The organism is Xanthomonas sp. 3498 (assembly GCF_014199795.1).
In the GTDB taxonomy this organism is placed as follows: domain Bacteria; phylum Pseudomonadota; class Gammaproteobacteria; order Xanthomonadales; family Xanthomonadaceae; genus Xanthomonas_A; species Xanthomonas_A rydalmerensis.
The window spans coordinates 296580-309620 of the sequence record NZ_JACHOH010000005.1 but is presented as its reverse complement, the minus strand read 5'-3'; the positions used below and the strand labels follow the sequence as shown (position 1 = coordinate 309620).

Below are 13041 nucleotides of genomic sequence, written 5' to 3'. Positions count from 1 at the left end.
TGCGCCTGGCGTGGAAAGGCAAGCGATTGTGGAGGAAATGCGCCAGCGGCGAAAGCGCACGCCGGCCCTGCGCTGAACGGATCCGGGCCGGAGCGCTATTCACGTTCGCATTGCGGGCGTTTCACGGCATGACCGAATGCGTCGATATACTCCGTTGATTGACCTTGTATGGAATACCGCGTGACCGAAGCGTCCCCGTCGCCCCGCATGGCTCCCGTGGCAATCCGTGCCTACACCGCGACCAACGCGCTCGGCAGCGGACTGCAGGCCCAGGCCGCGGCGCTGCGCGAGGGCCGCAGCGGGCTGCGCCGCAACGACTTCGGTCCGCAACCGCTGGAATGCTGGATCGGCCGGGTTGACGGGCTGGAAACCGCCGCGCTGCCGGACGCCCTGGCCGCGTGGGAATGCCGCAACAACCGCCTGGCCTGGCTGGCCCTGCAGCAGGACGGCATGGCCGCCGCCGTGGCCGCCGCGGCGCAGCGGCATGGCGCCGAACGGGTGGCGGTGGTGATGGGCACCTCCACTTCGAGCATCGGTGCCAGCGAGGAGGCCTATACCCGGCTCGAGCACGACGCGGACGGCCCGCGCCTGCCTGCCGACCTGGACCGGCCGATCGTGCACACCCCGCATTCGCTCGGCGATTTCGTGCGCGCCGCCACCGGCCTGCGCGGGCCGTGCATCACCGTCGCCACCGCCTGCTCGTCCAGCGCCAAGGTATTCGCCCAGGCGGCACGGCTGATCGCCGCCGGCGTGGTCGACGCGGCGCTGGTCGGTGGTGTGGACACGCTGTGCGGCAGCGTGCTGTTCGGCTTCAACTCGCTGCAGGTGGTGTCGCCGGAACCGTGCCGGCCGTTCGACGTGCGCCGGGTCGGGCTGTCGCTGGGCGAGGCCGGCGGCTACGCACTGCTGGAACGCGCCGATGCCGCCGATGCGCCGCCGGCGCAGGCGCTGCTGTGCGGCTACGGCGAATCCAGCGATGCCCACCACATGTCCGCGCCGCATCCGCAGGGGCTGGGCGCCGGCCTGGCGATGCGCGGTGCGCTGCAGCGCGCCGGGGTGGAGCCGGCCGAAGTCGGCTATCTCAACCTGCACGGCACCGCGACCCCGGCCAACGACAGCGTCGAGGCCGCCGCGGTGGCGGCGCTGTTCCCGCCGACCCTGCACGCCAGTTCGACCAAGGCCTGGACCGGGCACACGCTCGGCGCCGCCGGCATCGTCGAGTCGGTGTTCGCGCTGCTGGCGCTGCGCGACGGCCTGCTGCCCGGCACCCTCAACAGCGAACTGCCCGATCCCGCCTGCGGCCCGCAGATCCGCTTCGCCACCGCCCATGCACAGGTCCGCTACGCGATGAACAACTCCTTCGGCTTCGGCGGCAACAACTGCTCGCTGCTGTTCGGCCGCGCATGAGCACGCCCATGCTGCGCGCGACGATCGAAGGCATCGGTTTCTGGGCGCCCGGGCTGCCCGGGTGGGCGCTGGCGCAGGCGTTCGCGCGCGGCGACGGCGCGCTGCTGGAGACGCCGGCACGGCCGTCGCCGCAGTTGCTGGCGCCCAACGAGCGCCGCCGCGCGCCGGACACGGTGGCGGTGTCGCTGGACGCGGCGCTGGCCGCCTGCCAGGACGCCGGCCGCGACCCGGCCACGCTGCCGTCGGTGTTCACCTCCACCCACGGCGACCTGGCGATCACCGACTACATGTGCACCACCCTGGCCAGCGAGCCGCTGGCGATCTCGCCGACCAAGTTCCACAACTCGGTGCACAACGCCGCCGCCGGCTACTGGACCATCGGCGCCGGCGCCACCGCCGCGGCGACCGCGATCAGCGCGCACAGCGGCAGCTTCGCGCAGGGCCTGCTGGAAGCGCTGTCGCAGCTGGCCGCGGGCGAGGACGCGGTGCTGCTGGTCGGCTACGACAGCCGCTCGGTGGGCGCGCTGGGCCGCATCGCGCGCAGCGAGGGCCTGCTCGGCGGCGCGCTGGTGCTGAGCGCCGGCACGCGCGACGACAAGCCGCAGCTGCAGGTGCAACTGCGCGACGGCACCGCACCGATCGGCGACGGCCCGCTGGCACGGCATGCCGCGGGCAATGCGATGGCACCGATGCTGCCGCTGTTCGACGCGCTGGCGCTGGGTGGCAGCGGCTGCACGCTCGATGCCGGCGGCGGCCGCTGCCTGCAGGTGGAGCTGCGCGCATGAGCCGCACGCCACTGACCGCCGCCGACGCCACGATCCTGATTCCGGCCCTCAACGAACGGCTGCGCATCCGCGAGGTGGTCAGCGACGCGCTGGCGCACTGCCCGCGGGTGATCGTGGTCGACGACGGCTCCGACGACGGCACCAGCGACTGCATCGCCGACCTGCCGGTGACCCTGCTGCGCCACCCGCAGCGCCGCGGCAAGGGCGCGGCGCTGCGCAGCGGTTTCGCCGAGGCGCAGCGCCAGGGCGCGCGCGCGGTGATGACCATGGACGGCGACGGCCAGCACAGCGCCGCCGACTTCCCGCGGCTGCTGGCCGCGGCCAACCGCCACCCCGGCTGCGTGATCGTCGGTGCGCGCCTGCGCAAGCGCGCCAGCCAGCCGCCGATCCGCCGCATCGGCAACGACTTCGGCGACTGGGGCATCGCCTGGGGCTGCGGCTTCCGCCTGGTCGACAGCCAGAGCGGCCAGCGCCTGTACCCGCAGTCGGTCTACACCCTGCCCGACGTGCCCGGCGAAGGCTTCGTGTTCGAGGCACAGCTGCTGATCTCGGCCGCGCGCCAGGCCGGCGCGCGGGTGGTGGCGGTGCCGATCGAGACCCGCTACGCCAGCCAGACTCCCGGCACGTTCCGCAAGAGCCACTTCCGGCTGGTGCGCGATCTGTGGAAGATCACCTCGCACGTGATCGTGCAGGTGTGGACCTACGGGCACGTGGTGCGCGAGTACCGGCGCACCCGCGCCAACCCGGTGCTGATCGACGACGTCGACGGCACCCTCGACACGGCACCCCTGGCCGTCGGCAAGGAAAAGACGACATGAATGCAGCGCAGGCGGATGTGGCGATTCTGGGCGGCGGACTGGCCGGACTGACCCTGGCGCTGCAATTGTGCCAGCGCGACCCGCAGCTGCGCATCCGCGTGCTGGAACGGCGCGCGCATCCCGTGCGCGAGGCCGCCTTCAAGGTCGGCGAATCCTCGGTGGAGATCGGCGCGCACTACTTCGCCGAGGTGCTGGGCCTGCGCGAGCACCTGGACGCCGAACAGATCCGCAAGTTCGGCTTCCGCTTCTTCTTCTCCGACGGGCGCGCCGACATCGACCAGTGCACCGAGCTGGGGGTGAGCCAGTTGCTGCCTACCCCGTCGTGGCAGATCGACCGCGGCCGCTTCGAGAACTTCCTCGGCGAACGCGCGCGCGCCCTGGGGGTGGAGTTCCTCGACGGCAGCACGGTGCGCGGCGTCGACCTGGCCGAGGACGATGGCGAGCACTGCGTGCGCTACGGCCGCGACGGCGCCGAAACCCGCCTGCAGGCGCGCTGGGTGATCGACGCCAGCGGCCGCGCCGGCCTGCTCAAGCGCAAGCTCGGCCTGGCGCAGGACAACGCGCACCAGGCCAATGCGGTGTGGTGGCGGGTGGACGGGCTGGTCGATCCCAACGGCTGGTCGCAGGACAGCGCCTGGCTGCAGCGCTGCACGCCGCCGGACCGCTGGCGCTCGACCAACCACATGTGCGGCCCCGGCTACTGGTTCTGGCTGATCCCGCTGTCCTCCGGCGCGCATTCGCTGGGCATCGTCTGCGATGCCGCCATGCATCCGCTGGAGACCATGAACACCCACGCCAAGGCGATGGACTGGCTGCGCACGCACCAGCCGCAGGTGGCCAGCACGCTGGAGCGCAGCGAGCACACGGTGCAGGACTTCCTGTTCCTGCGCGACTTCTCCTACGGCTGCAAGCAGGTGTTCTCGGCGCAGCGCTGGGCGCTGACCGGCGAAGCCGGCGTGTTCCTGGACCCGTTCTATTCGCCGGGCAGCGACTTCATCGCCATCAGCAATACCTATATCTGCGAGCTGATCGGGCGCGAGCGTGCCGGGCGCGACATCGCGCCCTACGCCGAGCTGTACCAGCAGCTGTACTTCTCGTTCTACGAGAACACCATGACCCTCTACCAGGACCAGTACCCGCTGTTCGGCGACGCCCAGGTGATGCCGGTCAAGGTGATCTGGGACTACACTTACTACTGGTCGCTGCTGGCGCCGCTGTACTGCACCGACCGCATCGCCGACCTGGCGGTGCTGGGCCGGCTGCGCCCGGCGCTGCAGCACGCCAGCGCGCTCAACCTGGGCGTGCAGGCGCTGCTGCGCGACTGGGGCGCGGCCAATCGCGTGCAGGCCGCGGCGGTGGCCGACGGGCGCCTGCTGGACCAGTACCTGATCGGCTGGTTCCACGAACTCAACCGCGCCTTGAGCGACCGGCTGGACGACGCGGCCTTCGTCGCCCGCCTGCACGGCAATGTCGCGCGCATGGCGGAACTGGCCGGGGAAATCCTGGCCCGCGCCCGCCAGCAGCATCCGGCGCTGGCCGACCACGGCCTGCTGGATGCCTGCCGCGAGGCGCAGACGCCGCTGCCTGTGCTGTCGCCGGACTGGTACGCGGACGCCGCCTGATCCACGCGCAGGGCCATGCCGCCCTGCAACAACGCGCGCTCCGCACAGCGCCGCGCGCCGCCAGCGGGCGCCGCAATTACGCGGCCTGCGTCACATGGGGCGAATATCGCCCGTACATTCGCGTTTTCGCACGCACCGCGGTTGACGCCCCGCGCCGCCGGCGCGACACAGGCCCGCCGCGCCCGCGCCTTTCAGGAGAGAACCGCATGCGCTCCACGCTGCTCGCCTTGGCCCTTCCCCTGGCCGCTCTGGCCACCGCTTCCACCGCACACGCGCAGACGACCGAGCGTGCTCCGGCGTCGCCGGCACCGCTGCAGCAGTCGTGCGACGCGCTGGCGGGCCGGCTCGCCTATCCCGGCACCCGCTTCACCGCGGTGCGCAGCGTGGCCGCCGGCGCCCTGCAGGTAGGCGGCCAACCGATCGGCGCGCATTGCCAGATCACCGGGCTGATGCACGAACGCGTCGGCACGGACGGCCAGTCCTATGCGATCGGCTTCGAGATGCGCCTGCCGGTCGCATGGAACGGACGCTTCTTCTACCAGGCCAATGGCGGCCTGGACGGCAACGTGGTCCCCGCGCTCGGCGAGATCGGCGGCGGCGGCGAGCGCGACAACCCGCTGCGCATGGGCTTTGCGGTCATCAGTTCCGATGCCGGGCACAGCAACGCGCAGAACCCGCTGTTCGGCCGCGACCCGCAGGCGCGGCTGGACTACGGCTACCAGGCGGTGCAGGCGCTGACCCCGATGGCCAAGCGCGTGGTGCAGATCGCCTACGGCAAGGCGCCGGACTACAGCTACTTCGGCGGCTGCTCCAACGGCGGCCGCCACGGCATGGTCGCCGCCGCGCGCGATGCGCAGGACTACGACGGCATCCTGGTCGGCGACCCCGGTTTCCACCTGCCCAAGGCGGCGATCGCGGACCTGGCCGCGGCCCAACAATTGGCGGCGCTGGCCGGCGGCAGCGACACGCGCAGCGGCCTGAACGCGGCCGAGCGCAGCCTGGTGGCCGAGCGCATCGTCGCCACCTGCGATGCGCTGGACGGCGTGCGCGACGGCATGGTGCAGGACGTGCTCGCCTGCCAGCGCCGCTTCGACCTGAACCGCGACGTCGCCACCTGCGGCAGCGCCGGGCGCACCGGCCAATGCCTGACTCCGGCGCAGAAGCGCGCGCTGGTCGCCATCCACGCCGGCGTGCGCAACAGCGCCGGAACGCCGCTGTACGCACCCTTCCCCTACGACCCGGGCATCGCCAGCGGCGACTGGGCCGGCTGGCGGCAGGACGCCTCGCTGACCCTGGTGCCCGGATCGGTGGCCTTCGGCTTCGTCACCCCGCCGGAGGACCCGGCGATGCTGCAAGACCTGAAGCGGTACGCGCTGCAGTTCGACATGGACCGCGACGCGCCGAAGATCTTCGCCACGTCCGGCGCCTTTCGCGAATCCGCCTGGTCGTACATGACCCCGCCGAACGAGACCCGGCTGACCACGCTGAAGGCGCGCGGCGGCAAGCTGCTGATCTACCACGGCACCGGCGACGGCATCTTCTCCTTCGCCGACACCGCGGCCTGGTACGACCGCCTGCGCACGGCCGATGCCGACGCCGCCAGCTACGCGCGCCTGTTCGCGGTGCCGGCGATGGCCCATTGCGCCGGCGGACCGGCCACCGACCAGTTCGATGCGCTGACCCCGCTGGTGGCCTGGGTCGAGCAGGGCCAGGCGCCGGCCGCGATCGTCGCCAACGCACGCGGCAGCGGCAGCGCCGCGCCCAACAACGAGGTGCCGGCCAGCTGGAGCAGCCAGCGCAGCCGGCCGCTGTGCCCGTATCCGCAGGTGGCGCGCTACGTCGGCGGCGACGTGGAGGCAGCGTCCAGCTTCGTCTGCCGCTGAGCGCGGATCGCCGTTGCGCCGCCGGCGTGGCGGCGCGACAGCCGCGTCGTCTTTGGCGCGGTCAGCCCATGCCGCCGTTGATGCCGATGACCTGGCCGTTGATGTAGGCGGCCGCGTCCGAGCACAGGAAGGCGACCAGCGCGGCCACTTCCTCCGGCTTGCCGGTGCGCCCGGCCGGGACCATCTGCTTGATCGCCTCCGGCGGGAACGCGCTCTCGGCCATCGCCCCCTGGATCACGCCCGGCGCGACCACGTTGACGCTGATGCCGCGGCTGGCCATTTCCCGCGCCAGCGACATGCTGGCGCCGTGCAGCGCGGCCTTGGCCGCGGCATAGTTGGTCTGCCCGCGGTTGCCCAGCACCGCCGCCACCGAGGACACGCTGACGATGCGGCCCCAACGCGTGCGCGCCATCGGCAGCAGCAGCGGCTGGGTGACGTGGAAGAAGCCGTGCAACGACACGTCGATGACGGTGTGCCACTGCGCCGCGGTCATACCCGCCATCGGCGCGTCGTCGTGGATGCCGGCGTTGTTGACCAACACCTGGATCGGCCCGGCCTCCAGCAACGTCGCCAGCGCCTGCGCGCTGGCCTGCGCGTCGGCCACGTCGAACGCCACCGCCTCGGCGCTGCCGCCAGCGGCGACGATCGCCTCCACCACCGCCGCGGCCCGCGCGACGTTGGCATTGGCGTGCACGATCACGTGCAGGCCCTGCGTGGCCAGGGCGTGGCAGATCGCGCCACCGAGATCGCCGCTGCCGCCGGTGACCAGGGCACGACGCGAAGAAGAGGAAGCTGTCATCGGCAAGGCTCCGCTGGCGACCGGCGGCGGCCGCAGACAAGGGGCCGCCATCGTAGAGCAAACCCGGACGCGTTGCGCCATGGGTACTCGCTGCCGCAGCCGCCGGCGGCGCCGCGGCGCTGCGCGCATCAATCGCGATGTCGCACCGGCATAGCCAGCGCCTGCGGCCGCCCCGCGGCCGTTCGACTCAGTCGCGGGTGCTGGTTTCCCAGGTGCCGTGCACGACCTCGCCCTTGCGTTCCAGCCGCGCGATCACCGCATCCAGTTCGTCCGGGTGCGCCGCACTGCTGACCAGCGAAGCCACCAGCTCGGTCTGCTCGTCGCCGCGCTCGATCAGGTCCACCGCACTCACCGGGTAGTGGGCCGCCTCCAGTTCCTCGACCAGGCGCTCGCGCAGTTCGGGCACGGCGGACGTCGCCACGGTGAGGCGCACCGCATAGTGCATCTCAGTGGCTTGGGCGGTGATTGGGAAGCGGTTGATCGCGTTGACCAGCGGCCGCAACAAGGTGTTGCCGCCGATCACCATGACCGTGAGCAGCGCGGCCTCGGCCAGCATGTCCGCGCCGGCGCAGCAGCCGACCGCGCCCGAACACCACAGCGTGGCGGCGGTGTTGAGCCCCCGCACGTTCATGCCTTCCTTCATGATCACGCCGGCGCCGAGGAAGCCGATGCCCGAGACCACGTAGGAGATCACCCGCACCGCCTCGGCGCTGCCGGCGATGCTCATGCCCAAGTCCACGAACGCCGCCGCGCCCAGCGCCACCAGCACGTTGGTGCGCAGGCCGGCGGTGCGCTGGCGGTACTGGCGTTCGGCGCCGATCAGGGTGCCGAGCAGGAACGCCGCCACCAGGCTGACCACCGTGTCCAGGAACGCGGCGGCATGGAAGGTTTCGATGGACCGCATCAACAAGCTCCGTTGTTCCCATCCCGTCGCGATCGACGTGGCGCTACCTTGCCACACCCGTGCTGCGGCGCCCTGACGCCGGCGGCAGGCGCCGGCTCAGCCGGCCGCGCCCAGCACCACCGTGGCGCGGCCCTCGGCCAGCAGTTGCCCGGCATGGGTGATGCGGAAGGCGTACTGCTGGCTGTCGTCGGCCTGCAGCAGCACCTCGGCCTCGCCTTCGATCGGCCCGGCCAGGTCCTGCAGCTCGCTGACGTGCAATTGCACCCCGCGCAGCGCCACCAGCATGCCCGGCCGCACCGGCGTGCCGGCGGCACGGCCGAGCAGGCCGCCGTGCACCGCCATCGCCTGCGCGCCGTACTCGCACAGGTGCAACGCGCGCAGGCGTTCGCCGCTGCGTAGCGGATGCGTGGCCTGGCGATGCGCGCCGCTGCGCAGCCGCACGCGCTGCGCGTCCCAGGCCACCACCTCCTCCCACAGGCACATCAGGCCCTGGTGCGGGACGAGGGCGGCGATGGCGTCGCGTCCGTGCAATGGCTCAGTGTGCATGGCGGGTCTCCTCGGCTTCGCTGGCGGTCTCGCGCGAAATCAGCAGCGCCAGCACGAAATTGAACAGCACGCCCAACGCCACGGTGCTGCCGATCGCGCGCAACACCGGGATGCTGGAAGCGGCCAGCAGCGCAAACACCAGCAAGGTCATCAGGCTGCACACGATCAGCGCATGCAGGGTCCGCAACTGGTCGGCGCGATCGTCGCCGGCGTGGTCGAAGAACAGCGCGTAGTCCAGGCCCAGCCCGGCGGCCAGGATCAGCGCGATCAGGTGGAACAGGTTCAGTTCGACGCCGCAGCCGCGCAGGATCGCCAGGATCAGCAGCGTGGTCAGCGCCATCGGCAGCAGCACGCGCACGATCCGCCGCGGCGTGCGCAAGGCGATCGCCACGGTCAGCGCCAGCAGCACCGCGGCCACGCCCAGCGCGGCCAGCACACGGCCGCGGTAGGCGGCGACCAGCGATTCGGAGGCATCCTTGAGGTCCAGCAGTTGCGCACCGCTGCCCTGCACCGCGCGCGCCAGCTGCGCCGGATCGCGCAGCCCGGTCAGCGACACCAGTGCGGTGGTGCGATCCGGTCGCTCCAGCAGCAGGCCACCGACGGGGGTCGCCAGCGGCGTGCCATGCAGCGCGCGCGCGGTCAGCAGCGGCGCCGTGCGCGCGACCTGCAGGTCGGCCAGGAACGGCGCGAAGGCGTCGGCGCGGAACGGCGTGGCGGCCACCGCGGCGGCGGTGATCGCCTGCGCCTGCGCCGGATCGGGCAAGGCGGCCTGGCGCCGGCGCTGGGTGGCGGCGCTGGGCAGGTAGCGCGCGGCCATGTCGTAGCCGGCCAGCTCGCCCTGCGCCACCAACGCGTCCAAGCGCGGGCGCAGGCGTTCGGAGGCGACCAGCGCCGCGTCGGCGGACGCGGCCGGCAGGGCCAGCACGTAGCGCACGTCGGGCGCGCCCAGTTCCTGGCGTAGGTGCGCGTCGCGGGCCAGGCCATCGGCCGGCACCGGGGTCAGCTTGGACAGGTCGTTCTGCCAGAACGGCCCCGGCGCGAACACGATGATCGCGGCCGCCAGCAGGGCCAGCGGCAGCAGCGACCAGCGCGGCCGCGGCAGCCGCGCGATGCCGCGCCACAGCCGCTCCAGCATCGGCGAATCGGCATGGTCGCGCGGCGAGGGATCGATCAGCGCCGGCAGCAACAGGCGCGTGGTCAGCGCCGCCACCAGCAGGCCAGCGATGGTGAACACCGCCAGCTGGCGCAGGCCGTCCACGCCGGAGAACAGGAAGGTGACGTAGGCGATGCAGGTGGAGACCACACCGGTGGCCAGGGTCGGCCACAGATGGCGCGCGTTCTCGCGCGGATCCAGGCCCGGGCGCTGGTGGCTGAACAGGTGGATCGGATAGTCCTGGACCACGCCGATCAGGGTGAAGCCGAACGCCACGGTGATGCCGTGCACGCCATCGAACAGCAGCGCCACCGCACCGAGCCCGGCCAGGCCGGCGCTGGCCAGCGGCAGCACGCCCAGCACCGGGATCTTCCAGCTGCGGTAGGCGACCAGCAGCAGCACGATCAGCCCCACCGTATCCAGGGTGCCGATCCACTGCGCCTCGTTCTGGGTGCGCCCGCCGATCTCCACCGAGAACGCGCCCGGACCGGTCAGGGTCAGCTTGCTCGCGCTACCCGCGGAGACCTTGGCGAAGGCGGCATGGATCGCGTCCACCGCACGCTGCTGGCCGGTGGGATCGAAGCCGGCGGCGCGGGTCTGCGCCACCAGCAGCGCGTCCTTGCCGGCGCGGTCGAACCAGACGCCCTCGCGCTGCTGCGGGCCGCCGGCCGGCTGCAGGCTCTCGGCCAGGTGCAGCACCTCCAGGGTCGGGTCGCGCGGCAGCAGCGGCTCCACCATCGCCGCCGCCGGCGAGCCCAGGTCCTGCAGCCGCGCCTGCAGCGCATCGCGCAGGGTCGGCGCATCCAGCGGCCTGGCGTCGAAGCTGTCGCTGAGCAGGTAGCGGTACGGCAGCAGGCGCGCGGGGATCGCGTCCAGGCCGGCATCGGCGCCATTGGCGACCAGTTCGAACACATCGTGCTGCGCGACCAGTTCGGCGTGCAGCGCCTGCGATTGCTGCGCCAGCGTGGCCGGATCGGCCCCGGACAGCGACATCAGCAGCAGCCGCGAGCCAGGGCCTTCGCCGAGTTCGTCGAGCAGGAGTTTTTGCGCGGGGGTGCGGGCTTCCGGCATGAACTTGCGCAAGTCCCCCGACACCTGCAGCGCATTGCCCAGCCAGATCCCGGCCACGGTCAGCAGCGCCAGCCATAGCAGCGCCAGCGAGATGCGCATCTTCGAACTGAGGGCACGCTTCATTGCCGCGTTCCCATGCATGCCTGCCCTGCGCGATCAGCGGCGGCACGCGCAGCCGTCAGCCCGGCAGCGCGCTGCCGGCGCCCATCATCTGATGCGTGGTTCACGCCGCGTCGCCGTGGCACAGCGCGGTCAGTGCAGCCCCGTCGACGAGTGTACCGGCAGCCTGCGCAGCACCGGCCAGCAGGGTGCGCTGGACATCGCCCTTGGCCGGGATGGTCTCGATGCAGCGCAGTTCGGCGCCACGGCCGTACAGGCGCAGGCTGCGCACGTGCGCGGCCACGGCCGGGTCCTTGGGCTGCAGCTCCAGTTGCCAGCGTTCGCGGGTGCCGGTGCTGCTGATGGTGTACTGCTGCTGCAGCAGCGCGCGGTCGCCGGACAGCAGCGCGCCGAAGCCGCTCTGCAGGCCGGCCAGTTCCGGCACCCGCGCCAGCGAGAAGCGCCGCGGCGGCTTGCCGTCGCGCTCCAGCGTGGCTTCGCCGCCGCGCAGGGTGGTGGTCTCGTGGTACGGCGCGGTGACCTCGCGCACCAGGGTCTGCGCGTCCGGGCGGCGGTACTCGCCCTGCACGCGCAGCGGGGTCTTCAGCAGCGCCGAGCCGCGCAGTTCGACGAAAGCGGTGCTGACCGGCGCCGGCCGCGCCAGCTTCTGCAGGATCCAGTCGGCGTCCGGCGCCTCAGGCGATGCGGCGCACAGCGGTGCGGCGCTGCACAGCAGTATCAGCATCCACGGCAAGGTGCGGCGCATCGGCATGGCGGTTGTTCCAGAAGTCGTAGAAGTTGAACCAGTTGTAGGGCGCGGAGCGGGTGTAATGCTCCAGCCTGGCGGCGTAATCGCGGATGAGCGCGGCCAGCACCGGCGCGCGCTGCCGGCGCGGCAGGTCCAGGCCTTCGCTGAAGGTCTCGAACACCAGCTCGTAGCGGTTGCCGCCGCGGTACAGGCCGAACGCCAGCACCACCGGCACCTTGAGCGCGGCGGCGATCAGCCACGGCGAGGTCGGGAACAGCGCGCCCTGGCCGATGAAGGCGGCCGGCAAGGCCGGATCCTCCGGGCGCGGCCGGTCCACCAGCAGCGCGACCAGCGCGCCCTCGTCGGCGGCCTGCTTGATCGCCATGACGATCGAGGTGCTGTCCATGCCGGCGTCGATGATGTTGGCGGCCAGCTGCGGGTTCAGCGCGCCCAGCAGGTCGGTCATCGCCGGATTGTGCGCCTTGTCCAGCACCACCTTGACCTGCACGTCCGGACGCTCGGTGGCCAGCACCCGCAGCGCGTCGAAGCTGCCCAGGTGCGAACCGAAGATCAGCACGCCGCGGCCGCGGTCCATCTGCGTGTGCAACTGGTCCAGGCCGCGGATGTCCACCCGGAACCGGTGCATCTGCCCGCACAGCATGAACACCCGGTCGAGGATGGTCGAGGCGAAGGTGTGGATGTGCCGCGCCACTTCCAGCAAGGTGGCCGGGCGGTCGAACACGCGGCTGAGGTAGTGCCGCGAATCGCGCCGCTCCGGGCCGCGCACCAGCAGGAAGTACAGGGTGATCGGATACAGCAGCAGGCGCCCGACGGCACGGCCGCCGTAGCGGGCGATGCTGCGGATCAGCCACAGGGCGAAGCGGCCGCCGCCTTCCGGGCGCTGCTTCCAGCCGGCGCTCACGGCGCCGCCTCGGCGTTCAGTTCGCCACTGACCAGCAGGTCCTCGCCGCGCAGCACGCGGAAGCGCCAGCGCGGCGCGGCGCCGTCCAGTTCCACCCGCGCCGGCTGGCCGGGAAACAGCGGCTGCACGAACTTCACCTGCGGCAGGCGCAGCGGCGCGCGCGCGCCGTGCGCCGCCTCGACGGCCTGCAGCACGTGGTCCAGCACCACGACGCCGGGCACCACCGGGCGGCCCGGGAAGTGGCCGGGCAGGCTGGGATGATCATGCGGTACGACGAATTGCAT

11 protein-coding genes and 1 pseudogene are annotated in these 13041 nt (G+C 72.2%); 5 read left to right on the top strand and 7 right to left on the bottom strand.

Going from position 1 to position 13041, the window contains the following annotated elements:
• Positions 1-207 precede the first annotated feature (207 nt).
• The 5 genes and pseudogenes from GGR66_RS15930 to GGR66_RS15910 all read left to right on the top strand — a co-directional run bounded on the left by GGR66_RS15930 (position 208) and on the right by GGR66_RS15910 (position 6515).
• Positions 208-1407 carry a beta-ketoacyl-[acyl-carrier-protein] synthase family protein gene (locus GGR66_RS15930; RefSeq protein WP_184448970.1) on the top strand — a complete coding sequence of 400 codons (1200 nt, stop codon included), beginning with the start codon at positions 208-210 and terminating at the stop codon, positions 1405-1407.
• A gap of 8 nt (positions 1408-1415) precedes the next feature.
• Positions 1416-2192 (top strand): beta-ketoacyl synthase chain length factor, encoded by a 777-nt coding sequence (locus GGR66_RS15925; RefSeq protein ID WP_184449023.1) that lies wholly within the window; start codon positions 1416-1418, stop codon positions 2190-2192.
• On the top strand, positions 2189-3010 hold the full coding sequence (locus GGR66_RS15920; protein WP_184448968.1) for a glycosyltransferase family 2 protein: 822 nt from the start codon (positions 2189-2191) through the stop codon (positions 3008-3010). The genes GGR66_RS15925 and GGR66_RS15920 overlap by 4 nt, the downstream gene beginning before the upstream one ends.
• A pseudogene (locus GGR66_RS15915) lies at positions 3007-4557 on the top strand (tryptophan 7-halogenase); the annotation flags it as partial. The gene GGR66_RS15920 and the pseudogene GGR66_RS15915, both read left to right, overlap by 4 nt.
• 281 nt (positions 4558-4838) lie before the next feature.
• Positions 4839-6515 carry a tannase/feruloyl esterase family alpha/beta hydrolase gene (locus GGR66_RS15910; RefSeq protein WP_184448964.1) on the top strand — a complete coding sequence of 559 codons (1677 nt, stop codon included), beginning with the start codon at positions 4839-4841 and terminating at the stop codon, positions 6513-6515.
• 61 nt (positions 6516-6576) lie between these two features.
• Here the strand turns inward: GGR66_RS15910 and fabG are convergent, their stop codons facing one another.
• The 7 genes from fabG to GGR66_RS15875 form a co-directional block, all read right to left on the bottom strand.
• Complete coding sequence (fabG, locus tag GGR66_RS15905) at positions 6577-7314, bottom strand: 3-oxoacyl-ACP reductase FabG (protein WP_184448962.1); 738 nt, start codon at positions 7312-7314, stop codon at positions 6577-6579.
• 187 nt (positions 7315-7501) lie between these two features.
• Positions 7502-8218 carry an MgtC/SapB family protein gene (locus GGR66_RS15900; protein ID WP_184448960.1) on the bottom strand — a complete coding sequence of 239 codons (717 nt, stop codon included), beginning with the start codon at positions 8216-8218 and terminating at the stop codon, positions 7502-7504.
• A 96-nt stretch (positions 8219-8314) separates the two neighbouring features.
• Positions 8315-8749, bottom strand: coding sequence for a phosphotransferase (locus tag GGR66_RS15895; RefSeq protein ID WP_184449021.1), 435 nt, complete (start codon positions 8747-8749; stop codon positions 8315-8317).
• 4 nt (positions 8750-8753) lie between these two features.
• Positions 8754-11111, bottom strand: coding sequence for an MMPL family transporter (locus GGR66_RS15890; protein ID WP_184448958.1), 2358 nt, complete (start codon positions 11109-11111; stop codon positions 8754-8756).
• A 100-nt stretch (positions 11112-11211) separates the two neighbouring features.
• On the bottom strand, positions 11212-11859 hold the full coding sequence (locus GGR66_RS15885; protein ID WP_304943939.1) for a LolA-related protein: 648 nt from the start codon (positions 11857-11859) through the stop codon (positions 11212-11214).
• A complete protein-coding gene (locus GGR66_RS15880) occupies positions 11783-12757 on the bottom strand; it encodes an acyltransferase (protein WP_160970505.1) in 975 nt (324 codons plus the stop codon). Before GGR66_RS15880 ends, GGR66_RS15885 begins: the two co-directional genes overlap by 77 nt.
• Positions 12754-13041, bottom strand: coding sequence for a hypothetical protein (locus GGR66_RS15875; protein WP_017914445.1), 288 nt, complete (start codon positions 13039-13041; stop codon positions 12754-12756). Before GGR66_RS15875 ends, GGR66_RS15880 begins: the two co-directional genes overlap by 4 nt.